20 protein-coding genes are annotated in these 24692 nt (G+C 48.0%); 14 read left to right on the forward strand and 6 right to left on the reverse strand.

The window, feature by feature from the left end:
- The first annotated feature begins 46 nt into the window (after window positions 1–46).
- The 4 genes from PV02_RS10630 to PV02_RS10645 all read left to right on the forward strand — a co-directional run bounded on the left by PV02_RS10630 (window position 47) and on the right by PV02_RS10645 (window position 4123).
- Window positions 47–445: a DUF5658 family protein gene (locus PV02_RS10630; protein WP_256623394.1), complete on the forward strand. Its 399-nt coding sequence runs from the start codon at window positions 47–49 to the stop codon at window positions 443–445.
- 151 nt (window positions 446–596) lie between these two features.
- Complete coding sequence (locus tag PV02_RS10635) at window positions 597–1952, forward strand: dicarboxylate/amino acid:cation symporter (RefSeq protein WP_256623395.1); 1356 nt, start codon at window positions 597–599, stop codon at window positions 1950–1952.
- 456 nt (window positions 1953–2408) lie between these two features.
- Complete coding sequence (gene hisG / locus PV02_RS10640) at window positions 2409–3281, forward strand: ATP phosphoribosyltransferase (protein ID WP_256623396.1); 873 nt, start codon at window positions 2409–2411, stop codon at window positions 3279–3281.
- A 173-nt stretch (window positions 3282–3454) separates the two neighbouring features.
- Window positions 3455–4123, forward strand: a complete 669-nt coding sequence (locus PV02_RS10645; RefSeq protein WP_256623397.1) for a LysE family transporter — start codon at window positions 3455–3457, stop codon at window positions 4121–4123.
- 287 nt (window positions 4124–4410) lie between these two features.
- On the opposite strand, the gene thrC is transcribed toward PV02_RS10645, so the two are convergent.
- Together thrC and PV02_RS10655 are read right to left on the reverse strand one after the other, a co-directional pair.
- Window positions 4411–5754 carry a threonine synthase gene (gene thrC / locus PV02_RS10650; protein WP_256623398.1) on the reverse strand — a complete coding sequence of 448 codons (1344 nt, stop codon included), beginning with the start codon at window positions 5752–5754 and terminating at the stop codon, window positions 4411–4413.
- Window positions 5755–5933: 179 nt separating this feature from the next.
- Window positions 5934–6680, reverse strand: coding sequence for an endonuclease NucS domain-containing protein (locus PV02_RS10655; protein WP_256623399.1), 747 nt, complete (start codon window positions 6678–6680; stop codon window positions 5934–5936).
- A gap of 544 nt (window positions 6681–7224) precedes the next feature.
- On the opposite strand from PV02_RS10655, the gene PV02_RS10660 reads away from it, so the two are divergent.
- Window positions 7225–8397 carry a type III PLP-dependent enzyme gene (locus PV02_RS10660; protein WP_256623400.1) on the forward strand — a complete coding sequence of 391 codons (1173 nt, stop codon included), beginning with the start codon at window positions 7225–7227 and terminating at the stop codon, window positions 8395–8397.
- A 51-nt stretch (window positions 8398–8448) separates the two neighbouring features.
- Here PV02_RS10660 and PV02_RS10665 read toward each other — a convergent pair whose 3' ends face one another.
- The gene (locus tag PV02_RS10665) at window positions 8449–9819 is read right to left on the reverse strand and encodes an MBL fold metallo-hydrolase (RefSeq protein ID WP_256623401.1); all 1371 of its coding nucleotides are present in this window, start codon (window positions 9817–9819) and stop codon (window positions 8449–8451) included.
- 637 nt (window positions 9820–10456) lie between these two features.
- Here PV02_RS10665 and PV02_RS10670 point away from each other — a divergent pair.
- Together PV02_RS10670 and PV02_RS10675 are read left to right on the forward strand one after the other, a co-directional pair.
- Window positions 10457–11161 (forward strand): helix-turn-helix transcriptional regulator, encoded by a 705-nt coding sequence (locus PV02_RS10670; RefSeq protein ID WP_256623402.1) that lies wholly within the window; start codon window positions 10457–10459, stop codon window positions 11159–11161.
- A 333-nt stretch (window positions 11162–11494) separates the two neighbouring features.
- A complete protein-coding gene (locus tag PV02_RS10675) occupies window positions 11495–12934 on the forward strand; it encodes a ribulose-bisphosphate carboxylase (RefSeq protein WP_256623403.1) in 1440 nt (479 codons plus the stop codon).
- 92 nt (window positions 12935–13026) lie between these two features.
- Here the strand turns inward: PV02_RS10675 and PV02_RS10680 are convergent, their stop codons facing one another.
- A complete protein-coding gene (locus tag PV02_RS10680; protein ID WP_256623404.1) occupies window positions 13027–13767 on the reverse strand; it encodes an endonuclease NucS domain-containing protein in 741 nt (246 codons plus the stop codon).
- Between the two features lie 525 nt (window positions 13768–14292).
- On the opposite strand from PV02_RS10680, the gene PV02_RS10685 reads away from it, so the two are divergent.
- The 4 genes from PV02_RS10685 (at window position 14293) to PV02_RS10700 (ending at window position 17243) form a co-directional block, all read left to right on the forward strand.
- Window positions 14293–15033 carry an AzlC family ABC transporter permease gene (locus PV02_RS10685; protein ID WP_256623405.1) on the forward strand — a complete coding sequence of 247 codons (741 nt, stop codon included), beginning with the start codon at window positions 14293–14295 and terminating at the stop codon, window positions 15031–15033.
- A complete protein-coding gene (locus PV02_RS10690) occupies window positions 15030–15356 on the forward strand; it encodes a branched-chain amino acid transporter permease (RefSeq protein WP_256623406.1) in 327 nt (108 codons plus the stop codon). Before PV02_RS10685 ends, PV02_RS10690 begins: the two co-directional genes overlap by 4 nt.
- A 72-nt stretch (window positions 15357–15428) precedes the next feature.
- Window positions 15429–16235, forward strand: a complete 807-nt coding sequence (locus PV02_RS10695; protein WP_256623407.1) for a helix-turn-helix transcriptional regulator — start codon at window positions 15429–15431, stop codon at window positions 16233–16235.
- 537 nt (window positions 16236–16772) lie between these two features.
- Complete coding sequence (locus tag PV02_RS10700; RefSeq protein WP_256623408.1) at window positions 16773–17243, forward strand: metal-binding protein; 471 nt, start codon at window positions 16773–16775, stop codon at window positions 17241–17243.
- Between the two features lie 42 nt (window positions 17244–17285).
- Here PV02_RS10700 and PV02_RS10705 read toward each other — a convergent pair whose 3' ends face one another.
- Together PV02_RS10705 and PV02_RS10710 are read right to left on the reverse strand one after the other, a co-directional pair.
- Complete coding sequence (locus tag PV02_RS10705) at window positions 17286–18071, reverse strand: helix-turn-helix transcriptional regulator (RefSeq protein WP_256623409.1); 786 nt, start codon at window positions 18069–18071, stop codon at window positions 17286–17288.
- A gap of 165 nt (window positions 18072–18236) precedes the next feature.
- Window positions 18237–19064, reverse strand: coding sequence for a helix-turn-helix transcriptional regulator (locus tag PV02_RS10710; protein ID WP_256623410.1), 828 nt, complete (start codon window positions 19062–19064; stop codon window positions 18237–18239).
- Between the two features lie 517 nt (window positions 19065–19581).
- Here PV02_RS10710 and PV02_RS10715 point away from each other — a divergent pair.
- The 3 genes from PV02_RS10715 to PV02_RS10725 all read left to right on the forward strand — a co-directional run bounded on the left by PV02_RS10715 (window position 19582) and on the right by PV02_RS10725 (window position 24088).
- The gene (locus PV02_RS10715) at window positions 19582–20001 is read left to right on the forward strand and encodes a MarR family winged helix-turn-helix transcriptional regulator (RefSeq protein WP_256623411.1); all 420 of its coding nucleotides are present in this window, start codon (window positions 19582–19584) and stop codon (window positions 19999–20001) included.
- 66 nt (window positions 20002–20067) lie between these two features.
- Entirely contained in the window at window positions 20068–22446 is a 2379-nt protein-coding gene (gene lon, locus PV02_RS10720) for an endopeptidase La (RefSeq protein ID WP_256623412.1), read from the forward strand.
- A gap of 148 nt (window positions 22447–22594) precedes the next feature.
- The gene (locus PV02_RS10725) at window positions 22595–24088 is read left to right on the forward strand and encodes an MFS transporter (protein ID WP_256623413.1); all 1494 of its coding nucleotides are present in this window, start codon (window positions 22595–22597) and stop codon (window positions 24086–24088) included.
- Window positions 24089–24692: the final 604 nt, after the last annotated feature.

Genomic DNA, 24692 nt, shown 5'->3' on the forward strand with positions numbered 1-24692 from the left:
GATCTAAATATCAATGGGAAAAAGTGGAACAGTTGTGGGGTAATCCATGGGTCTTGAGACTGCTTACTGTAAAGTATGTCCTATGCATGCAAAGATAGGTATCAGGGATTTTTTCTATGAGACCAGGTACATTTTCCTGTTCTATGTAATAGGCGACATAGCAACAACCGTCTTTGCTCTTGAGAGCGAGCTTGGCTACGAGGCAAATTCCATCATCTCAGGTTTCCTTGCCAATTATGGATACGCTAGCCTTGTACTGATCAAACTGCTATTTCTTTTTATATGCTTCCTGGACTACGTTTACCTTAAGAAATGCAACTACCTTTCCACATGGAATGCCACAAGACACTGCGTGTCTCTTCTCGGGATACTGCTGGTTGTAAACAACATTCTGGTCATCGGTGGCGCAGGCAGTCCGCTGGACAGGCTATTAGATGGATACTAATGTGGCCCTTTGCCTTTGGTTCTAAATATCCTTTTAATAAAAGATGAACAGCGCTTTCCTTCCCACCCTGACACGATGTAAGTGCTGAAATATACGTTATTCCTGCAACTGTACCAAAAATGCCTTTAAAGATGAGATAGAATTTCCGGGTATGGCAGGTAAAAATGTAGCATCAGACCCTGTTTCCCTTATTCATCCCCGCTCACTGAAGAATCTTAGCTATCACCTGCAGTCCCTTGTCAGGGGCAGGCTGTGGCTGAAGATACTGATAGGGATGATGCTTGGCATTATCACCGGACTGGCACTTGGCCCATCTGCAGGGCTTGTGGATACGCAGCTTTCATACATTATTGGTGAATGGCTGGCACTCCCCGGATACATTTTCCTTGCATTGCTGCAGATGATAGTCATCCCTCTGGTGTTCGCTTCTATTATCCGTGGAATAGCCGCAGGCGAGGATATGCAGCAGTTGAAGCAGGTGGGCCTGCGGACAGTTGCCTATTTCATCGCGACCACTGTGTTCGCCATACTGGTAGGGCTTGGCCTGGCACTGCTCATAAGCCCGGGCAGTTACATAAGCAGTGAGATGGTCCAGCAGACATTGGGCACAGGAGCCCCCGCAGCCGTGAACAGTACAGCGGGCGCACAAGGAAGTGCGCCGGCGGGCTTGGATGTCGCCAGCGTCCCGGCTATGATCACTACTATACTCCCTACAAATCCCCTGGGTGCGCTTGCCACGGGACAGATGCTGCAGGAGGTAAGCATGACCATCGTGCGCTGGAGCATGCTTCTCGCGCCTCTTGCGGTGTTTGGCCTGATATGCAAGTTCACTATCAACCTTGGCATTGATGCCCTGCTGGGCATGCTGGTGTATGTAGGTACGGTGCTGCTGGGGCTTCTTGTACTTCTGGCAGCCTATATGCTGATAGTGTTTGCCGTTTCTGGAAAAGGCCCTCTCGGATTCATGAGTTCCATAAGGGATGTGCTGCTGCTTGCCTTCTCGACTTCCAGCTCTGCTGCAGTGATGCCTCTCTCCATCAAGACCGCCGAGGAAAAAGTGGGTGTGAGACCATCCATTTCCCAGTTCGTCATTCCCCTGGGCGCCACCATCAACATGAACGGCACGGCGCTGTACCAGAGCGTGGCAACGGTCTTCCTGGCCCAGGTCTTCGGGGTCGAGCTTGGCTTCTGGGCATTGGTGCTTCTTATGATAACCGTTGTAGGAGCGTCCATTGGTACTCCATCGACCCCCGGTGTGGGTATCGTCATCCTTGCCATGATCCTTGGCAGCGTAGGCGTGCCAACAGCAGGGATAGCACTTATTATCGGAGTGGACAGGATACTGGATATGAGCCGTACCGCTGTTAATGTCACAGGCGATATAGTCACATGTGTTGTCATGGACAAGTGGGTGGGCGGTAAAAAGTCAGCAAGGCAGGAGCTTGCCGAAGCGGAAAAGGACGAAAGGCAGAGGAGAGAGCTGGGTGAAGATGTGATAGTTAATTAACAGGCCCCCATCAATTTCAACGCCTTGAAAATTAAGGCAGCCGTTTTTGATTAATTAACGGTTGTGTTAAGTAGGATGAAGATCTACTATTAATTACAGCTCCATTTCAAATGGGGCTGCCGGGACATAGGGTTCTGCCAGGAACTGAAAGGCAGGATCCTATCTCGTTAGTGAAAGGCAGGGTTGATCCGAAGATCAACAGAGGAAGCAGGCATTAGTTAAGTCTTCCACTGCCTTTCACAAGTGCTTCCTGAATAATAGAGACAAGAATTGGATTTTTAAACGATTACACTTGACAGCATAAAATCTATTTGTTTTATCATAGTAAGAATGCCAGCGCTCTACAAGGTATGTCTCTGTAGAGAACTCTCGCAGCGGTTAGTGTTTAACACCCCTTAAATACCATAATATCCCTTATGGTATATCCACAAGATCATAAATAAGCGAGATGTAAAAATGATAAGCATAGCTCTTCCCAAAGGCAGTTTAGAGGAACAGACCTTCCTTTTGTTCAAGCAGGCGGACCTTGAGATAAAAAAGACTGACAGGGACTACAATCCAACCATCAGCGACCCGAGGATCGGCAAGATAAAGATCCTCCGGCCTCAGGAGATCCCCGGTTATGTATCTGAGGGTTACTTTGACCTGGGCATCTCAGGCCTGGACTGGGTCAGGGAGTCGAATGCCGATATCGTGGAAGTGGCGGACCTGCCCTACAGCAAGCAGGGAGCCGGTAATGTTAAGATCGTCATCGCCGTGCCTAAGGACAGCGACATCCAGAGCGCAAGGGACGTGAAGCCAGGCAGCAGGGTGGCTTCCGAATACCCGAACATGACAAAGAAGTTCTTCGAGGACCGCGGCGTCCCCGTGGATGTGCACTTCTCCTACGGAGCCACCGAGGCCAAGGTCCCTGACCTTATGGACGTCGTGGTGGACCTCACAGAGACCGGTTCCACGCTCAGGAAGAACGGCCTCAAGATCGTGGATATCATCATGGAGTCCTCCTCCAAGCTCATCGCCAACAGGAAGAGCTGGGAAGATCCGGTGAAAAGGAAGGAGATAGAAGAGATCAGGACCCTGCTGCTCTCTGTGATAGAGGCAAGGGGTAAAGTGCTCCTGGACATGAACGTACCCGCAGATAAGCTGGATATTGTTATCGAGGCCCTGCCTTCCATGAAGCGCCCCACAGTGTCCCAGCTCTACAAGTCCGACTACTATGCCGTGGAGACCGTCGTCAACAAGAGCGAGGTCAACCTGCTCATACCCAGACTCAAGGAGCTGGGAGCAGAGGACATCCTTGAGATGGATATCTCAAAGATCGTTTACTGAAAGCTGTACGCAGAGGGGGTCCCGGTTGAACCCTTCTGCTTAATTTCATCAGTAGGGTAATATATAATTCTATATCCCTCTTCTAATTTTAATGATGCTGTTTACTTGTCACATTATTTACTTAGAATGATTTTTTTATATATAACTGCCTTCTATATAGGCATTGATTTTGCATGGTTACGGAAATGCTGGTCCTGGCCCAGGCGTTCATTCTGGGATTCACTATAGGTGTATCCGCTGCGCTTGTTCCTGGTCCCATGATGCTTGCAACGGTCAGTATATCCTTCAGGAAGGGATGGAAGACAGGCTTGTATGTCTTCAGCGGCCATTCCATTGTGGAGACCGCTATAGTCCTGGTCATCATCATGGGTGCAGCATCTTTTGTCGTTAAGGATATGCTGTCCCACATCGCCATAATAGGCGGCCTTGCAATGGCCCTTTTCGGGCTGATCATCATCAGGAAAGCAAAAGAGGCGCTGACAATGGACATTAATGATGCGGCCGGTAAGCTCAACATATCCGGCGGTCCTGTTTCGGCAGGCATCCTTACATCAGCCCTGAACCCCACTTTCCTCTTCTGGTGGCTCACAGCGGGCAGCGCCATTGTCATGCAGCAGTATCTTGCAGGCGTGTTCGCGGTAATTGCTTTCATAATCGGCCACTGGCTTGCAGATCTCGGGTTCCTTGTATCCGTATCCTCAACATTCTCCAGAGGTAAGGAATTCCTGTCGCGCCGCACACACCAGAAGCTGCTTTATGTATGCGGTGGCTTCCTGGCAGCGATCGGTTTCTTCTTTATCATCAGCCATAACAACGTTGCTGCAATGATGTCAATGATATAAGAGGGTATCAGATAAGATTCCCTATAAAAGAACTGCTCTCTTTTCCATTCCGACTGATGCTTTTTCGCAATCTCTCCTGACACACGGATCTACGCGGATGGATACGGATTTAAGGGACATTGGATTTAGAAACCCATGCCACGTCAGATCCGTGCAAATCAGTGTTAATCCGCGTCTGAAAAATAAACCTGGAAAAATCCATTATTTACAGACAGGCAGAGCAAACATAAGAATAAAAGGGAGGCAGCCTTACAGCACAAAAAGGGCTACGCTCCGGCCCTTATAGATTAACCCAGCTTTTTCTGGAGATAGGCCTTGAACTGCCCGTAGTCGGTGCTCAGGTGTTCCATATGCTCCGGCCTGGACTCTATGTCCTTCAGGTGCTGTGGTGGCTCAGGTTCGACACCTATCACCGATCTGACCTCTGCCGGAAACTTGGCGGGGTCTGCGGTCTCAAGGGTCACAGCAAGGGTGCTGTCCTTTGTGGCCTTCCTGTATTCCATCAGGCCCTTTATGCCTACGGCACCATGGGGTTCTATCAGGATATTGTGCTCCTCATAGAATTCCTTTATAGTGGCTTTTGTATCCACATCTGTTACAGGGATCGAATATATGTCCTGCTTCAGTTTTTCCATATCAGGGGCCTTGTGGATGTAGCCTTTTTCGTCCATCTGCCCGCCGTACATGCTTATCAGCCTTGCCAGATTGCTTGGGTGACCCACGTTCATGGCATTGGACAGGCAGTTCTTGGAAGGCTCGATCTTGCTGTAGCTGCCTGTATCAAGGAATATCGGCACTTCATCGTTCTCGTTGACCGAGGCCACGATCTTCTTCACAGGCAGTCCCATGTTCTTTGCAAGCACGCAGCCCATCATGTTCCCGAAGTTACCGGAGGGTATGGAGAACACTATCTCTTCAGGGTAATTCTTCAGCTTCAGGTATGCATAGAAATAATAGATCGACTGGGGCACCAGGCGTCCTATGTTGATTGAATTTGCCGAGGACAGATTCATGTGCTTCAGGTCCTCGTCCGCAAAAGCCTGCTTGACCATTGCCTGGCAGTCATCGAACTTACCTTCGATCGAGAGGGCACTTATGTTCTTGCCCAGGGTTGTCATCTGCTTGCGCTGGCGGTCGGATACCTCGGTCCGCGGGAAGAGTACGATAACGTCTATATTGTCCAGCCCGTAAAAAGCGTCTGCCACAGCACTTCCCGTGTCTCCCGAGGTCGCTGTGAGTATCCTGAGCTTCCTGTTCTCCTTCTTGAGATAGTACTGCATCAGTCTTGCCATCATGCGGGCGGCGAAGTCCTTGAAAGAGGATGTAGGGCCGCGGTCAAGGCGCATGATGTACGTGGACCCGTCAACTCTCTCCAGAGGGACTTCGTAGTTGTAGGCGTCGTATGTGATTGCCCTCAGGGACGCCTCATCGACCTCACCGGCCAGTATCTTTCTCAGTAGCCTGAATGCGATCTCGGGATAGGGCTCACCTTTCATGGACGTGAGTTCCTCTTTCGAGAACATGGGAAGCTGCTTTGGCATGTACAGGCCTTTGTCAGGTGCAAGGCCGGTTATCAGGGCGGTTTCGAAGGAAACTTCCTCTGCCTTGAGATTGGTGCTGTAGAGTCTCATTGTTATCAGGGCTCGATAAGGGTCTTTGAAGTAATTGCAAGTATCTGGAAGCTCAATGGCCTGCTTTCAGATGTTCTTTACCTTTTTTGTATCAGAATCATGGTTCACATTTATGAGCTTTTCCATCATTTTCTGCAAGCCGTTGAGGGCATTTGTCCGGCTGTCGTCTTCTTCTGATGTCAGGCCTTTCTCTCCAAGGCAAGCGTGTACACTTCTATACCGGCTCCCTTGCATGCATTCAGCCTGCTTTCCGCTATCCTTGCACACACGATCCCAGGCCTGATCCGGTCTGCAGGAACGTCATATTCCTGTGCATAGGGTATCCTGAACCTCTGGACCTGCCCTATGGCATTGTCCCTGGCCTCGATCTCAATTTCCACAAGCAGGTGATCTCCGCGTTCATCGGTGAAGACAGCATCTATCCTGCCTCCGCTGACCTCGATCTCAGTATCCATGAATTTCAGTCCCGGTTCTATCATTCCAGGAAAGGTCGAGATCATCCTGGAGATATCCTGCTCGGAGACGGACTCCTGTCCAATGGCCTCGCTGAGCTCGCTGGCTCTCAGGAGACTGTTCAGGTGAGACGCTATCTCCATCCTTTTCTTGTTCATCTCATGCGGATATACATCCTTCAGCCTCCCGTCCTCCAGCCGGAGCAGTATGACGTGCTTGCTCACTTTCTTGTTGCGCGAAATGGGAAGAGCCCCGCCTCCCTTGCTCACAACCCCGATACTGTTCCTGCGGCTGACCAGCCTGATGGCTTCGGCAAGTTCCTCCCTTTCCGTATCTTCAAGCATGGCAAGATCTATGATCTCATAACGGACCCCATGCTTTTCCCCGATGCCTTCAAGCAAAGCCTTGTATGAGCCAACACTGACCGCATCGGTCTCCTCGGTAATGTACAGTCTGTATTCCAGCAAGAACATCCTTCCCCTGCACAGCCACGATGCTCAGGCAGCGCGCATGGTCTATTGCAGTATAACTTCTATTGCAGGACATGAGCGCTGATCTGATTTAAGCACTCACATCCGGGATTATTTTTCTGACAGTCTCCTGACGCAAATTTGTTTGAAAAGTGTCTGTTCCCTTAAAGTTTCCTCAGGGCCGGTTTGAAAGGTGAAAGCCTTCAGAATGGCAGAAATAGTTCTAGGAAAAAGCAGGTCCTTTTTAGGGTTAAAAGAAGGTTAATCGAACTCTTTAATCGATAAAGCAGTTTTAAATGAATATTATGGCTTTTCAAACCTTATTATATCCCTGTCCTTCTCAGGAATTAGTTTTAAATACTCGAAATGCAATTTAGACAAATTCACTCATGTGTTATCAAAATAATGGGTTAAAAGGTCTTAGAAATCCATTTAAGTCCGTTGATGTCCGTGTTAACAAAATGTACGGCTATGAAGCCTTCAAAACCAAGCCGGACCGTTCAAGTGCTAAAGTCATGAGCAGCCCCACAGGCAGAAAGGAGTAGATATGAGAAAAGAGATGTATGAGTTTCCTCTGGCAGATTTCATTTCCGAGAAAGATTTCAAGCAGATCAAAAAATTCTCCCAGGATAAGGAAACCCCCTTTTTGATAATAGATCTGAAAAAGATCGAGAAAATGTACGATCAGATCATTGAGAACATGCCCTTTGCCAAAGTCCATTATGCAGTCAAGGCAAATCCCATGGATGAGGTCGTTGTTGCCCTGAAGAACAAAGGCTCTAATTTTGATGCGGCAACGGTATATGAGATAGACCAGCTCCTCAGGCTCGGCGTGGAACCTGAACGCATCAGCTACGGCAACACCATCAAGAAAGAAAAGGATATCGCCTATGCCTATGAAAAAGGTATAAGGCTTTTTGTCACTGACTCAGAGAACGATCTGAAGAAACTGGCAAAACAAGCACCCGGAGTAAGGGTCTTCTTCCGTGTGCTCACAGAGAGCGACGGAGCAGACTGGCCTCTCTCGCGCAAGTTCGGGGCTCATCCTGACGTGATATACAAACTCATCCTCAAGGCCAGGAAACTTGGACTGGTGCCTTACGGACTCTCTTTCCATGTAGGTTCCCAGCAGCGTGACATCGGCCAGTGGGACAGCGCCATTTCCATGTGCAAGTATCTTTTTGATGCAGCTGCTGAGAAGGGTATCGAGCTGAAGATGATCAACCTGGGCGGCGGTTTCCCTGCCAAGTACATAGCTCCTGCCCAGGAACTTGAGACCTATGCCCATGAGATCATCCGCTTCCTGCACGAGGATTTCGGCGACGAGCTGCCGGAGATCATCATCGAGCCGGGCAGGTCACTGACAGCAGATGCAGGAGTCATAGTGACCGAGGTCGTCATGATCTCACAGAAGGCCAGGTACAACCAGTACAGCTGGGTGTATCTTGATATAGGCAAGTTCGGCGGCCTTATAGAGACCCTTGAGGAGTCTATCAAGTACCCTATCTACTGCGAAAAGAAAGGCTATGCAGAAGAAGTTATCCTTGCGGGCCCGACCTGCGACAGCATGGATATCCTTTACGAACATCATAAATATGCTTTCCCGCATACTCTCAAGGAAGGCAACCGCCTCTATATTTTCACCACGGGCGCATATACGCAAAGTTACAGCTCTGTGGCTTTCAACGGCTTCCCGCCACTGAAAGCCTATATTATCTGAAGGGCATTATCCTGCCCTTCGAAGCTTTTTCCATGACCCTGCCAGCCCCGATCATTTCACTACTTCATATCCTGCGCTCTTCCATGCGCTCATGCTGCCCAGGACATTGAAAACCTTCTTATAACCATTCATTTTCAGTATGGACGCAGCGATATTGGAGCGCCGTCCCGAGCCGCAGTAGACGACTACCTGGCAGTCCTTCGGTATCTTATCCAGGTTCTCTTCCACATGTCCCACGTACATGTGTCTTGCACCTTCGATGTGCCCGCTTTCCCACTCCTCGTCGCCCCTGACATCAAGAATGAACAGTTCCTCATTCTCATCCAGTTTGCTTTTCAGGTCATGGACCGACAGGAGATTAAAACCTTCCACAGGCAGGGCTTCGATGTACCAGGCTGCAATACCGCCGCTCAGGAAACCTTTGATGTTGTCGTATCCCAGGCGCACAAGGTACCTGACAGCAGTTTCCAGGTGAGCCTGATCTTCCAGCACCAGAAGGATAGGGGTATCATACGGGAGCACCCATCCTGCAAAGGAAGGCAGGCCCCCCAGCCATATACTATAGGTATCCCTGATATGCGCCCCGCCGAAGGAGTGAGGGAGGCGGGTATCCACGACCATGGCCCCTTTTTCCATCTCTTCCCTGAATTCCCGGGGGAGAAGAAGCTCCGGGCTTGGCAGGCCGCTCATGAGAGGCGGGCCTTGCAGGTTATATTTCTCCATCTGCCTGAAGTAGGGAGGGAACTCAAGACGCTCCCGGAGCTTGTACCTGATGAATTTCTCCTTATCTGTATACCTGAGCGCAGGGTTCTGGATGCGCTCAAGTCCCAGGGTACTGTGTTCCCGTGACCCTATCGCACCGCCGCACATTGACCCGGCACCATGCGCGGGACAGAGTATTACCTCATCACCCAGCGGGAGTATCCTGTTGAATATGCTGTCGTAGAGCTTAGCTGCCATTCCAGGCGCTTCTTCAGGACCATAGAGGTCTGTCCTCCCCGCATCGCCAATGAAAAGAGCATCCCCTGTGAAGACCATTACAGGCTCCTCGCCGGCCTCAAGGTCGGCTAGCACATAGGACATACTCTCATAAGTGTGGCCCGGAGTGTGCATCGCCCTCAGCCCCAGGGAAGCAAACCGTATTTCCTGCCCGTCATCCACATACTCGCCGTATTTGAAATCCACACCCCTGCCATGGTATATCCTTGCACCTGTCATTCGCTGCAGTTCAAGGGACCCGATCACATAGTCCTCATTGCGGTGTGTCTCAAGGATATATTTTATCTTCATGCCTTCGTTCCTGGCAAGGTCGGCATATATACTGCAATCCCTTCTGGGATCGATAACAACTGCTTCAGTTCCCGAACCAATGAAATAGGACAGATGGGAAAGCCCCTCTGACTTGATACGCTTGAATAACACATGGATACCCCCGATCCAATCTGATCTTGTATGGTAGTATACGATGACATATTTCATATCTTTTTCTTTTCAGGCCATCTGAAATTTTGACAGAGTTGTAAGAAAAGGTCCTGTTTAAAAATGACCTGCTGCACCATCTTCAATTGAGGAGGGAAATTAAGCAAGGTCCAGGTTATATAAAAAAAGCAACTACCAGGTATTGCGGGCTGTGGGGAAATGAACCGCAAATCGGGAGTGGAGTAGCAGAGAGATGTTGGGGAACATCCCGGATCCGTTAAGGAGAGAGGCGCCTTAAAGCATGGTGGTTTGTCCGCGCCTCATACTACCTTGAACTTTTACCTGTTGTTCTTTTCATACTAATGTAAGTGTTCCTGTAGAAGGGACCTGTTTACCCTGAATCTGTTACCCATACTATTTTTGAGGCAGCCATTATACATGTTCCTGTTCTGCGTAATATGCTTTAAGTATCAGTATCTCTAATAATAAATCAGGTACATACTGCATGTGGGGAACCACGCCAGATATGAGTTATTGGTGAGCAGGGGGGTCACTGATAAAGAAATCATTACTTGATGTCATATTTGCATCCGGGAAGAGAAAAAACACACTGTTACTGCTGCGTGAGGGGTCTCAGGAAATGAAAGTACTCCTCCAGTCCATGGATACCACAAGACAGGCACTGCTTCCTCAATTGAAGATCCTGGAAGAGAATTATCTTATAACCCGTTACGGAGATACATATGAACTGACCCCCATCTCAAAGCTCATTGTCAATGAGATGGCTCCTTTTGTAGAGACATTGAAAGTACTGGACTCCAATATGGATTTCTGGGGAGAGCGTGACCTTCGTTTTATCCCTCCTGAGCTTCTGGACAGGATCAGGGAACTTGACCCTTATCAGATAAATGAGCCTGCCATATCCAATATACATGAGCTTAACAGGGATTTCACGGAGACATCGGCGTCCTCAAAGTGTATGTGTGCTGTAACCAATATATTCCACCCTAACTTCATGGAGCTTTTTGCACTCTGGACCGGGAATAAAGTAAAGATAACAATGGTTATCTCGGAGGATCTTTACAACAAACTCAAAACACAGAACCGGGATGATTTTCAGCAACTCCTGGACAACGAATACATCCGTTTCAAGCTCTATAGCAAGCCCTTCGACTTTGTTTATTTTGCACTGAACGACCGCTGCCTGCTAATAACGATGCTGAGAAAGGATGGCTGGTACGACAACAAGGAACTGATCTCTTTCAGCAGAAGTGCAATTAACTGGGGAAGGAATCTCCTTGAATACTATGAGCACAGTTCCACTCCAATCACCAGTATTGATTGACACGCAGGGTACTTTCTGAGATTAACGGGTTTGTTCGTAACACGACGATTGAAAATTCAATGACATTGAAATAGATGCTCAAGTAGATAATTAAGATGAGTTTAGGTTAAATAAAAAAAGTGCCTACTACTGATTGCGGGTTAGGGAAATAACTCGCGGGTTCGTTAAAAGACTCATCCGGGTATTGGGGAATCCTCGGATCTGCAAGGACGGAGGCACCTTAAAGCGTGGTGGTTTCCAGGTGCCTCACCTTTCCTTGGATAATATCTTTCTACACTGCCTTGTTTTGATGATTCCAAAAACTCAAATAGTTTGCAAACTCATATTCTGTTTATGAGCCTGACTGAAGAGCAACTGTTACAATCACTGAATCCAAAGCAGCAGGGTTATGTTAACCTTAAGCTTGAGAACCCTGCCAATGGAGAATATCTGCTTGGTGTCTTCCACATGGTCCCTGAAGGAAGGCTGAACATACTGCAGACAGCAGCTGAAGTTGCGGCTGAATCATCCACAGGTACCAATTTCAGGGTAAATACTGAGACTCCTTTCTCAAAGGTAATGAATGCCCTTGTGTACAAACTTGATCTGGAAAAGGATCTGGTATGGATAGCTTATCCCTGGAGGCTTTTTGACAGGGGAGGCAACATTCAGAACATCCTGACCTACATAGTGGGGAACATCCTTGGTATCAAGGAGATCAAGGCCCTCAAGCTGCTTGATGTGTGGTTCCCTCCGTCGATGCTGGAGCAGTACGATGGTCCCAGCTATACGCTGGATGATATGCGCAAGTACCTGGGTGTGTATGGCAGGCCTATCCTCGGAACAATCATAAAACCAAAGATGGGGCTTACTTCTGCTGAGTATGCGGAAGTCTGCTACGATTTCTGGGTTGGCGGCGGTGATTTTGTCAAGAATGACGAGCCACAGGCAAACCAGGATTTCTGTCCCTATGACAAGATGGTTAAGCATGTCAAGGAAGCCATGGACAAGGCTGTGAAAGAGACCGGCAAGAAGAAGGTCCACTCTTTCAATGTCTCGGCAGCAGATTTTGACACCATGATAGGGAGATGCGAGATGATCATAAATGCAGGATTCGAGCCAGGCAGCTATGCGTTCCTCATAGACGGGATAACTGCCGGCTGGATGGCTGTACAGACCCTCAGAAGAAGGTATCCGGGTGTCTTCATCCACTTCCACAGGGCAGGCCACGGAGCTTTCACAAGACCCGAGAACCCAATAGGCTTCTCTGTGCTGGTGTTGTCCAAGTTCGCACGCCTTGCCGGCACTTCGGGCATACACACGGGTACTGCAGGTGTCGGGAAAATGAAAGGTACGCCTGAGGAAGACGTGGTTGCAGCACACGGGATACTCTACCTGAGATCCAAAGGGCACTTCTTTGAGCAGTCCTGGACAAAGATACCGGATATGGACAGGGACATCGAGGAACTTGTGAGTAAGGACAAAGCACATGGCGTCATCCTGGAGGACGACAGCTGGAGAGCCGTCAGGAAGTGCTGTCCCATCGTCTCCGGAGGGCTCAACCCCATCAGGCTGAAACCCTTTATAGATGTCATGGGCAACGTTGATTTCATTACCACAATGGGCTCTGGAGTGCATGCCCATCCCGGCGGAACGCGGGTGGGAGCAATGTCCCTTGTACAGGCATGTGAGGCGTATCTGAAAGGTATCGACATCAATGAGTATGCCAAAGACCACAAGGAACTTGCACAGGCGATAGATTACTTCTCCAGGGCATCAAAAGATGCCATGTGATTCAAAATAGTTCAAATAACCCAGATTACATTCTGGGTTATTTGCATTCAGCCTGCAATCTGTCTTTTTTAGTGCTAATTAGTGTTATAGATTCAGGCTTTCTTGACTAAACAGAGAGTATAGACCTCAATACTTGCGCCTTTGCATGCATTCAGCCTGCTCTCCGGTATCTTGGCGCAGACAAAGCCCAACCGTATCTGGTTCTGAGGGATTCCATATTTTTCAGAATATGTAATAAACCTCTGCACTTGTCCAATAGCATTATCACCTACCTCGATCTCTATTTCGATGAGCAGGTGTCTTCCATTATTATCCTTGAAGACAGCATCGATCCTTCCTCCCTCAACTTCTACTTCCGTGTCCAGAAACTGCAGGCCCGGCTCAATAAGTTCAGGAAATGTCGATATCATCCTGGAAATATCTGCTTCTGTAATGCTCTGTGAGTCGAAGGCGGTATTGACATCGTCAATTAAAAGCATCTTTTCAAGGTAAGGCAGGATATCGATCCTCTTCTGGTTCTTCACATGAGGGTATACTCCAATTAGTTTATTATCATCATAAACCAGCAGGGTACATATCTTTCCAAGTGAATTGGTATTGCGCGATATTGGAAGCGGTCCCTTCCCTTGGCTCTTGACTGCAATTCCCTGCGCAGCACTCACATGGCGGATACTGTTGGTCAGATGCTGCCTTTCATCGTCTCCAAGAAAGCTGATATCAAGGATATCATAACTTACTGAGTGCTTATCTCTTATGTGTTCAAGCAATGAAGTACATTTGTCTATTTCCTGCTGATCGCTGTCATTCCTTATACAAAGCATATAGTTTCTCATATATATCTCTCCTTATACTTTTCTTTATATCTTGACAGTCGATAGTCTTTATAAGGGAAGAGCTTTTACGACAGGCATAACAACTCTACAGTAACAACTATAGAGTAGTCCTATTTGGAAAAGACAGCAAAAAACAATTATAGCTATAATTAGCAGAACATGTTGTTTAACAAAATCACAGGCCAATATTTATGCTTGACAGGTTCAGATACTAGTTCCGAAACTTCAAACACAATTAGTAAACTGTGACCTTCTTTTACAATATGCACTGATAATTATAGCTACAAATATTGTTTGATATATTTTCTGAACTCTCTTACTATTAACTTTCGACTGCTGAAAGTTAGTATGTAGTTTCACTATATATTACTATTGCTATGATAAAATAATAGATATCTTCAAAATAAGTATTGTCTAATGAGGTAAATCATAAATAGGATTAACTCCTTTTCTGCACTTTCTTTCCCTCAAAGGGGAGAAAATGATCTGCCTGGCATCAACTGTAAGACCGATAAGGTGTACTTCATGACCCATGAGAGTGAAAAACTCCTCTTTAGCGCCTTCAAGACCACACTTCCTGTTCTCTTTGGCTATATCCCTCTGGGAATGGCTTTCGGATTACTGCTGGCAGGAGCCGGATATCACTGGATATATGCTCTTGTGATGAGCATTTTCATCTATACGGGGGCGGGACAGTTCATAGCCGTAGCGCTGCTGGCAGCAGGTGCACAACTCATGGAATTTATCACCGTCACTCTCCTGATAAACCTGCGTCATTCCTTTTACGGGCTCTCCCTGCTCGATAAGTTCTCAGGGGTCGGGAAGGTCAAGCCTTATCTCATGTTCGCACTCACCGATGAGACTTACGCTCTGCTCACCACCACCACTGTTCCGGAAGGAGCGTCAAAGGCAAGGTTCTACTTCTATATCTCGGCACTTGACCACCTTTACTGGATAGCAGGCTCCGTCCTGGGTGCTGTGCTGGGTTCCATGCTAAGGCTTAACCTGGAGGGCCTCACCTTTGTCCTGGCTGCTCTGTTCGTAGTGCTGACTATCGAGCAGTACTATGCTTCGAGAGCGCGCTTTCCTTTCGTTGCTGCGATTAGCGCCGGAGTGCTGTCCCTCCTGCTTTTCAGCCCGGATAACATGCTGTTACTCTCCATTGTGATCGGGACTTTCATCCTGATAATGTACGAGAGAACGATAAAGGGTAAGAACAGTGAGCCCTCATCCAGTGATAGTGCCCCGAGGGAGGAACTGCTATGACCGACACAGCCTACATGCTTGTCGTTATCGCAGCCGTGGCACTTGCAACCTTTGCCACAAGAGCCCTGCCGTTTATCTTTTTCAGCAGGAGGGAGCCTCCTCAGCTTCTGTCCACCATCGAGAAGAACCTTCCGCCAATGATACTCCTCCTGCTGGTCATCTACTGCCTGAAGGACGTGCAATGGCTCGAGCCACCCTACGGGGTCCCGGAGATATTCACGATAGCAGTAGTGTCTGCCCTGCACATATGGAGGCGTAATGCCATGCTTAGCATCTTTGCAGGGACAGGGCTGTATATGCTGCTGGTGCAGCTAATATTTTAAGTATCAGCAGGCACATAGAATCAATTTGGTACCAAAAAGGGATAGTTTGGTTCAACGGGAGCGGGGGAGTGTATGAAATCAATACTTGAGTTGATATTCTCATCTGAGAAAAGAAAGAAGATGCTTTTACTTTTGCAGGGAGGACCCAGGGAAATGACAGAACTCATGGAAGCACTGGATACGACCAGGCAGGTCTTGCTTCCCCAGGCTAAGATCCTCGCTGAAAAACACCTTATCCGAAGGACCGATGACAGTTACGAACTGACGACCCTTGGAAGACTTGTTGTTGATGATATGCTGCCTTTGATCGGAACTGCCAGCCTGCTGGACAACGGATGCGACTATATGGGCACTCACTATCTGGATTTCATCCCTCCTTACCTTCTGAAAAGGCTGCGTGAACTGGAGTCATGCAGACTGATCGAAGTCCCTTTGGCCCAGTTGTTCGATATAGATGAGCGTTTCTTTGAGGAGGCTAAAAGGACTAAGTTCCTGTACATGGTCACTGCGTTTATGTTTCCTACCTTCGGGAAGATATTCTCCGAACTGGCGGCAGATGATGTGGAGATCTCGGTCATCGTTTCAAAGGACCTTTATGAAAAGCTACTGCACGATAACCGAGAAGAACTTCAGGACCTGCTGGAAAACAGGAACATTTCTTTTTACTCGTATCCTGAGAACTTTGACTTCGTGTCTTTCTCACTGACCGATCATAGTATCCTGCTGAGATTATTAACGCAGGAGGGCAACTACGACAACAAGAAAATAATGTTCTCCAGTGACAGTGCACGCGAATGGGGCAGGGAGTTCTTTGAGCATTATAAAACAGACTCAAAAGAGATGAGCATGGAGAAAATTCCCGACCGGACAAATGATTAGATAAACAATTCAAAAAAGGCTGCCAAGAAAAAAATGTCGAAGGTTTCCCTTCTTTGAATGCAAACCGGTTCTAGCTTACACATTGTTACTTCTTTTTTGTTCCGCTGGAAGGATACGTGTGGTAAAGTACATCCTCATTAGAAGACTTGACCTCAGGTTTCTTGGATCCTCCCTTTCTCTGCTCCTTTACTACCATATATCTCACCTCCTAAGTGGCAAGAAATGCTGGTATTCATTTCTGCTTTTGCATTAACATGCAATATACCGGACACCGCTTGTTGATAGCTGTCGGTAGATAATATATACATATTCAAATATATAAATTTAATTTTAACAAAAAGACTAATGATACGTAAATCTTTAATCGATTAATTAGAACCACTATGATCCTATCTGGACAGAGGCTGCTCTTGTTGGCATGGCAATAAACCTAAAAGAACAAACTGTTCCGGGAGTCAGAAGTACGGGGACAAGAAGACTATTATACCTCTTCACATCATTTCTTACCTGAATACATATTGAGGGGACTGATAGATAATGCCGGACGGAAAAACGCATGAAGTCATCAATGCTGCAGTACTGATGGCCTCAATAGGAGGCCTGTATTACTTTTCAGCAGGATACGGAAATGCTGTGATTGCCACATACCTTGATACCTACACGATACTTACCTTTGCCGCAGCGTATATATTCGCAACGCTTTTCCTTAGCCCTGACCTTGACATTGACAGCAAGCCCTACAGGAGATGGAGGATGCTCAGGGTACTATGGTGGCCCTATAAAACAATATTCAAACACAGGGGCCTTTCCCATAATCCTGTCATCGGGCCCGTTTCCATAGTGCTGAACCTTGCATTGATAGTGGTTCCGCTGCTCCTGCTTGCAGGCGTTAGTCTGCAGAGCCTGCCTTCAGGCTCCGTTATAGCAGCCATAGCGGGTATTGTGCTGTCGATAGAGGTTCACATTATCTCTGATAATGTCATCTCAAGGATGAAGAGTGCTTTTTAATAAGAGGGAGGTCCAGTTCTTCTTTTTTGATTCTTACAGAAGCTATAGTTTTGTTATTGGTACGGAATCCTTCATGTAATGATCAAAAAGGTCTCTGGCCCACTGGTGTGCCCTGGGAGTACAGCAGGCCAGCTGCTTGTTGCAGAACGTGTTGTCCCTTGAGAAGAGCCTTAAGACAAAGCAGCTGTCATTAATGGCCAGGGACAGCAGCTTCATTTCTTTTTCATGGAGACAACATCTCATCTTACCACCTGTAATAAACCTCTCGGTCACTTCATGCAATTCCTCTTTGAGTTTTTTCAGCACATCCTTGCTGACTATGATGTATACATCTATATTTCTCTGTAAGAACTGATCGATGATTGAAGGGAGACTGGGGTGCATAAAATTGAATATGAAGTATAGGGAACTGCTCCTATATGCCATTTCGAGGAAGTCCCTGTTGACCTCATATGTGTCCACAAGACTGGGTTCTGTTACCGTGCACTCCCTGATATCGCCAATACGGTCCAGCAGGTGAGGCGGGATAAAACCAAGATCGTGGGTGCCCCAGTAATCCAGATTCACTCCCATAACTTCAGCTTTATCGATCAGAGGGATTATCTCAGCGACCAATAGCTCTCCGATCGCTGTCAGTTCATAAGAGTCGTTCCTGTGAGTAACAAGATGATGCTCTTCAAGCACTTTTGCCTGCGGGAGCAATGCCTGCCTGGTGGTATCAAGAGAGCTGAGAATATCTCCCATTTCCATCTTTCCTTCCCGCAGTAGCAAGAGCATATCCTTCCTTTTCTCGGAAGCGAATATCACATCTACCAGCATTTTCCTCATTTACGGCAAGTCCCCTCAGGCAAGTTTGATCCCATTTCACCCACACCCATGATTATATGAGAAACGACATTTAGGCAAAACGAAATGCTGCTATTTATACTTAATGGGAACAGAATATGTCATTATTCATGAGAGTAACTGATGCTTGCTGCCAGATGGCATTGGTCATATATCAGTTATCCGTGCCGCTCCCTTCAGATAATGTTCAAACAGTTCCCTTGCCCAGCCTACTGCTTCCTGATCGAAGGATATGAGATGTTTGAAATCATACCGTCCTGTGTCTGTCAGCGGACTCATCCTCATGTAGAGGTCATTATAGGCAAAGGACATGAACTTCATCTCCTCCCCGTATACCCAAAGCTGGAAGAACTCACTTCCTATCATGCTATCAAGCACTTCACCTACATTGGTTCTGCTCTTTTCCACCATGTCCTCAGAGGCGATGACACGCACACTTATTCCCGCCCGGATGAGATCAGCAAACAGCCCAATGAATTGAGGATGATAGAATATAGTGGCTATATTAAGTGATTTCGACTTTATGGAAGTTTCATAGAAATCTTTCATGAGGTCGTGCAGGTCTATAACAGAAGGATTCACTATCGTGCTGTTCCTTATCTCACCGATCCTTTCCAGAAGACGGGGCGGGATAAAATTCAGGTCATGAGTTCCCCAGTAATCAGTATCGATCTCAAGTGCCTTGACGGTACCCAGAAGGTAAGGCATTCTCTCAACCACCAGATGCCCGATAGTTGTCAGTTCGTAAGAATCATCTGTCCGGCCGACAAGCTGATGCTCCTCCAAAATCCTTATCTGCGGGAGCAAAGCCTGCCTTGTCGTCTTCATAGAATCAAGCAGTACTTCAGTTCTTTGCGGACCATCCTGCAGCAACAGAAGGACATTCTTCCTTTTATCTGATGCAAATATCACGTCAAGTAAAGGCTTTCTCATGTAAGGTGCTTCCTGTAGCGCAGCAATCTCCTTTAACCCCATAATAAGTATGTAAGTGGTAGTATTTATAAAAGCCCATTAATGTAAAGCAAGCACAGCTTTTATTTTAAGAACAGGGCTGAAATTGTAACGGCGCTGAAACTTCGCTTTCAGATTAAACATAACGCCGTTCGTAAGATTAAGAGGGATTTAGGTTAAATAAAAAACAACTACCAGGTATTGCGGGTCGTGGGGAAATAAACCGCAAATCGGGAGTGGAGTAGCAGAGAGATGCTGGGGAACATCCCGGATTCGTCAGGAAGGAGGAGCCTTAAAGCGTGGTGGTTTCCGGGCGCCTCACCTTACCTTCAGATTTTACTCTTTTCATGCTAAACTGTAGCATTCCTATATAGACTAATCCTGTTGTCTAGGTCTTATCCTTTTAACCTTAAGCTCAATTCCCGGCAATTACCTGGAAAGCATACTATTCCGAGATTTCCATGCCGGTTTCTGGTGATACCTGACAGGTGCCGAAAGGCTTATAATTAGGTAAAGACTAACTAATGGTCCGGATGAAAATATGATGGATAAAAAAGAGCATTTATTGGCGGTCTTTGAGAGACTGCTCAGTATCAGGAATGAATGCTCTTGTGAGATCCTGTCTTCATGCGGGCTTCCGGATATTACCGTGAAGCAGATAGGATACCTGAAAGTCATAGACGAACATGGGAAAGTGACATTCAGCAGCCTTGCAAAGATCACCCAAAACTCAAAGCCTACCATTTCGGAGATGGTAAACAGATTCGTTCAGATGGAATGTGTGTACAGGGAAAGATCCCCCAATGACGGCAGGATATTCTATATTCGCCTGACAGAGAAAGGGCAGATGATAGCCCGTTCAGATGAGAGTGCCTTGCTGAGGCTTATTGAAAGGATGACGGATTCGCTGGATGAGAGAGAAATGAATACCCTGGTGCGTATATTAAGGAAAGTGGAATGAGTTTTATTTTCCACTGATAGTTAGGTCAAGTATAACTAAGCAATTGTAACAATTAAGTGAGTGATAATGTATTTCCAACTGACTAAAGAAAACAGAGAGGGTCTTGTGATCCCTCTCTTTGAGATGGTCGTTTACCCGGGAAGCCAGACAAAGTTCCTGGCTGACAGGAACACCGGGGAAATAATGCTGAAGGAGATGGAAGATAACAGTTCTGCCTATGCAGTAGGACTGACCCTGAAAAAGGGTGCGAAGCTCCCGGACCTGTCAGAGGACAGCCTGTATAAGACAGGGAACCTGCTTGAGATCAAATCGGTCCAGGCTGCAGATGAGGGATATGTGATCGTGGCGAAGTCTGTCCAGAGAATAAAGGCTGCTTCCATATACCAGAAGGAAGGACTGCTCTATGCAACATACAGGCCTGTCCCGGATATTGATGACCTTGATGAGGATTTCAGGGAAAAGCTGATGGCTGACGTGAAAAAGACAGTTCATGAGATAGGTGACCGCTTCCAGGGAGCCGGCCAGTTCACGAGGCTGGTAGAGAAAATGGATTCCATTGACCAGATAATGGGATTCGTAATGCCCTACATGCCAATCGAGCTGGAGGAAAAGCAGGATCTGCTGGAGACTGTCTCTGCCCGCGAGCGTTACCTGACATTCCTCTATGTCCTGACGAACCAGAAAGAGAACATCAACCTGCAGATCGAGGTGGCAAAGAAGGTGGCAGACAAGGTGAGCAAATCCAACAGGGAAGCCATGCTGCGTGAGCAGCTCAAGGTGATACAGGAGGAACTTAACGGAGCCGACGACCCTGTCTCAGGCGAGGGAGGATACAGGGAGAGGATCGAGAGTTCCACAATGCCTGACGAGGTAAAGAAGAAGGCATTCTCCGAACTGAAGAAACTCGAAACTGGAGGACCTCATAACCCCGAGGGTTCAGTCATAAGGAACTACCTGGACCTTCTGCTTGACCTTCCGTGGACAGTGCAAGAGAAAAAGAGCATTGACATTACAGAGGCCCGTCGCGTTCTCGAGAGCAACCACAACGGCCTTGAAAAGGTTAAGGAGAGGATCATCCAGCATCTTGCAGTGATGAAGCTCAGGCACGAGAAACAGGGTTCGATCCTGCTCTTCGCAGGGCCGCCTGGAACAGGTAAGACAAGCCTCGGTAAGAGCATTGCGGATGCCCTTGGCAGGGAATATGTCCGCGTGAGCCTCGGAGGAGTAAGGGATGAAGCTGAGATCAGGGGCCACAGGCGCACCTACGTGGGAGCCCTCCCCGGAAGGATCATACAGGGCATGAGGAAGGCAGGCACCAAAAACCCGGTGTTCATCCTGGACGAGATCGACAAGCTCTCAGCCTCCTACTCGGGAGATCCGGCAAGCGCCCTCCTGGAAGTACTGGACCCGGAGCAGAACAGCAGCTTCTCGGACCATTACCTGGAAGTTCCCTATGACCTCTCAGAGGTGCTCTTCATAGCGACTGCCAACTCCCTGGCAAGCATACCGGCACCGCTCCTTGACAGGATGGAGATGATAGAGATCTCGGGCTACACGAAGAACGAGAAACTTTCCATTGCAAGGGACCACATACTGCCTGCTATACTGGAAGACCACGGCCTTGATGGGGATAAGCTGAGGATCGAGGACGATGCCCTGAAGGCCATCATCGATAAGTACACCAGGGAAGCGGGAGTGCGCGGACTGAAGAAGCAGCTTGCAAGAACTGCAAGGTTCGTATCCGAGAAGATAGTTTCAGGAAAGGCCGAGCTCCCCTGTGTGGTAAAGGCAGACATGCTCAAGGATATCCTCGGTAAAGAAATGATCCGGCAGGAAGAGGCCCGGAAAGAGAACGTGCCCGGAGTGGTTACAGGACTCGCATGGACTCCCTTCGGAGGGGATATCCTCTTCATAGAGGGGACATTCATGCCAGGGACCGGTAAGCTCACGCTTACAGGCCAGCTTGGCGACGTCATGAAAGAATCGGCACATATCTCCCTGAGCCTTGTCAGGTCCAGGCTTTCAGGTACATCCAGCAGCTTCGACTTTGCCGCAAGCGATATCCACGTGCATGTGCCATCCGGTGCGACTCCCAAGGACGGACCTTCGGCAGGTGTGACCCTCTTCACGGCCCTGACCTCCATGATCACGGGCAAGGCGGTCGATCCCAGGCTTGCCATGACCGGCGAGATAACACTCAGCGGCGCAGTAATGCCCGTGGGAGGCATAAAGGAGAAGGTGCTGGCTGCACACAGGGCTGGCATAAGGAAGGTCATCCTGCCCAGGGAGAACGAAAGGGACCTGGAGGATGTGCCTGAGGATGTCAGGAACGAGCTTAAGTTCGTAACTGTGGAGACCATCGAGGAGGTCCTGAAAGAGGCCCTGGGTATAGACATGCCCAGGACCCTTGTGTCCTATGCGGGGAACAGCTACGTCCATGCATGATCGCCTGGAGCAGATCCTTTTACGGTCCTGACAGGCCGTAGAAGATCTCTTCCTGTTTTTTCCCCATTTCTGTTATAAAGGGCTTGACTGTATGTTTTTTATATGTTGATGCTACAGTAAATACTAGTTTTGCCGGTCAGTGATGCATATGGTAGGGAAAGCACCCAGTCAGGAGGGGAGTACAGGTCGTTCTGTGAAAGATACTGAAATACCTTCGCAGGAACCCGGCATATGCCAGACTGCTGATACCGTTATCACTAAAACGCAGAAGCAGCTTGTGCTTTTGATAGCGATACTGGCTGGTTTCATCACTCCTTTTGACGGCTCCGCAGTTAATATCGCCCTGCCGACCATCGGCGCGGAGTTCCATATGGACGCGATCGCTCTTTCCTGGGTAGCCACCGCGTACCTGCTCTCATCCGCAGTGTTCCTTGTGCCCTTCGGGAAGATCGCCGATATCTACGGGAGGAAAAAGGTCTTCCTTTATGGTATAACAGTCTTCAGCCTTGCATCCCTGGCAATGGTAATGGTGCCCTCAACGGAAATGCTCATCGGGGTCCGGGTTGTCCAGGGGCTGGGAAGTGCCATGATCTTCGGGACAGGAGTTGCGATCCTTACTTCAGTTTTCCCTCCGGGTGAAAGAGGAGCGGCCCTTGGCATTTATATCACTGCGGTCTATGTCGGACTATCCAGCGGGCCCTTCCTGGGTGGTATAATGACCCAGCAGCTTGGATGGAGGAGCATATTCCTTGTGAATGTCCCCATCGGTATTGCAGCTATCCTGCTCATTCTCTGGAAGCTCAGAGGTGAGTGGGCCGAGTGCCGGGGGGAGAGATTTGACCTGGCAGGCTCTGTCATCTACGGCCTCTCAGTGGTTGCGGTCATGTACGGTTTCTCACTGCTCCCGGACATGCAGGGCTTTTCACTTATAGCGGCAGGGATTATCGGACTTATCATCTTTGCCCTTTATGAGTTGAGAGTGCCTTTCCCTGTCCTGGACATGAGGCTCCTGACAGGGAACAGGGTGTTCGCTCTCTCGAACCTTTCCGCGCTCATCAACTACAGTGCTACCTTCGCGGTGGCTTTTCTCCTTAGCCTGGACCTGCAGTACACCAAGGGTTTCACTCCGCAGGATGCGGGTTTTATTCTCATAGTCCAGCCGGTCGTTCAGGCTATCCTTTCCCCGGTTGCAGGCCGCCTGTCTGACAGGGTAGAGCCACGCTTTATTGCTTCTGCCGGGATGGCCTTTACAGCGGCAGGGCTCTTCATGCTTACCTTCGTTACGGAAACGACGTCTATCTATTACATCATACTCGCACTCCTGGTACTTGGGACGGGCTTCGGCCTTTTCTCATCTCCCAACACAAACGTTATCATGAGCTCAGTGGACAAGAAGTTCTATGGCGTTGCATCGGGCATGAACGGAACAATGCGACTTCTCGGGCAGATGCTCTCAATGGGTATCGCAATGATGATACTTGCCATTGTCACGGGTCCTGTAGTAATAACGCCTGAATACTACCCTCAGTTCATTGCAAGCATGCGTTATGCTTTCAGCCTCTTCACAATATTCTGTATAGTGGGGATCTTTGCTTCACTTGCCAGGGGAAAAGTTGAGAGGGCGGCTCCTGCAAAAAGGTAGATGCAACCGGCATATACGTTAATGGAGAAGCCTTTACCTGATGTCATATTCGCATCCGGGAAAAGAAAAGAGAAGTTATTTGAATATTTTTAAGGGATTCAATCACATTATCTGAGCCGGATTCCCGCCGGGTGCGTCAGAGCTAGGTAAAATGATGGTAAATGCTCAACTCGCTGTTTGAAATTTCAATGCCGTTAAAAGAACATTTCTTTTGTGAAAATCGTTCATGGGATCATCTTCAATAGAGGAAGGAAATTAATCAAGGTTCAGGTTAAATAAAAAAAGCAACTATCAGGTATTGCGGGTCGTGGGGAAATGGACCGCAAATCGGGAGTGGAATGATAGAGATGTTGGGGAACATCTCGGATTCGTTAAGGAGAGAGGTGCCTTAAAGCGTGGTGGTTTCAGGGCGCCTCATCTTACCTTCAGATTTTACTCTTTTCATGCCAGATTGTAGCATTCCTATAAAAACTAACCTCGTTTTCCACTGTTCATTCAGTTCGGTAAGGAATAGTTGTGGCTCGTACAATCAATGTATAAAACATTTTAAGTACAAGTATGTCAATAGCGAAGTAAAGAAACTCTTTCCGGATTATGTGAGTCC

Origin of the sequence: Methanolobus chelungpuianus (assembly GCF_024500045.1) — an archaeon.
GTDB classification, from domain to species: domain Archaea; phylum Halobacteriota; class Methanosarcinia; order Methanosarcinales; family Methanosarcinaceae; genus Methanolobus; species Methanolobus chelungpuianus.

Coding starts and splice junctions, on each gene's coding strand:
- PV02_RS10630 (WP_256623394.1), top strand. CDS start 47: ATGGGTCTTGAGACTGCTTACTGTAAAGTATGTCCTATGCATGCAAAG.
- PV02_RS10635 (WP_256623395.1), top strand. CDS start 597: ATGGCAGGTAAAAATGTAGCATCAGACCCTGTTTCCCTTATTCATCCC.
- hisG (WP_256623396.1), top strand. CDS start 2,409: ATGATAAGCATAGCTCTTCCCAAAGGCAGTTTAGAGGAACAGACCTTC.
- PV02_RS10645 (WP_256623397.1), top strand. CDS start 3,455: ATGGTTACGGAAATGCTGGTCCTGGCCCAGGCGTTCATTCTGGGATTC.
- thrC (WP_256623398.1), bottom strand. CDS start 5,754: ATGAGACTCTACAGCACCAATCTCAAGGCAGAGGAAGTTTCCTTCGAA.
- PV02_RS10655 (WP_256623399.1), bottom strand. CDS start 6,680: ATGTTCTTGCTGGAATACAGACTGTACATTACCGAGGAGACCGATGCG.
- PV02_RS10660 (WP_256623400.1), top strand. CDS start 7,225: ATGAGAAAAGAGATGTATGAGTTTCCTCTGGCAGATTTCATTTCCGAG.
- PV02_RS10670 (WP_256623402.1), top strand. CDS start 10,457: ATGAAAGTACTCCTCCAGTCCATGGATACCACAAGACAGGCACTGCTT.
- PV02_RS10675 (WP_256623403.1), top strand. CDS start 11,495: ATGAGCCTGACTGAAGAGCAACTGTTACAATCACTGAATCCAAAGCAG.
- PV02_RS10680 (WP_256623404.1), bottom strand. CDS start 13,767: ATGAGAAACTATATGCTTTGTATAAGGAATGACAGCGATCAGCAGGAA.
- PV02_RS10685 (WP_256623405.1), top strand. CDS start 14,293: ATGACCCATGAGAGTGAAAAACTCCTCTTTAGCGCCTTCAAGACCACA.
- PV02_RS10690 (WP_256623406.1), top strand. CDS start 15,030: ATGACCGACACAGCCTACATGCTTGTCGTTATCGCAGCCGTGGCACTT.
- PV02_RS10695 (WP_256623407.1), top strand. CDS start 15,429: ATGAAATCAATACTTGAGTTGATATTCTCATCTGAGAAAAGAAAGAAG.
- PV02_RS10700 (WP_256623408.1), top strand. CDS start 16,773: ATGCCGGACGGAAAAACGCATGAAGTCATCAATGCTGCAGTACTGATG.
- PV02_RS10705 (WP_256623409.1), bottom strand. CDS start 18,071: ATGAGGAAAATGCTGGTAGATGTGATATTCGCTTCCGAGAAAAGGAAG.
- PV02_RS10710 (WP_256623410.1), bottom strand. CDS start 19,064: ATGGGGTTAAAGGAGATTGCTGCGCTACAGGAAGCACCTTACATGAGA.
- PV02_RS10715 (WP_256623411.1), top strand. CDS start 19,582: ATGATGGATAAAAAAGAGCATTTATTGGCGGTCTTTGAGAGACTGCTC.
- lon (WP_256623412.1), top strand. CDS start 20,068: ATGTATTTCCAACTGACTAAAGAAAACAGAGAGGGTCTTGTGATCCCT.
- PV02_RS10725 (WP_256623413.1), top strand. CDS start 22,595: ATGGTAGGGAAAGCACCCAGTCAGGAGGGGAGTACAGGTCGTTCTGTG.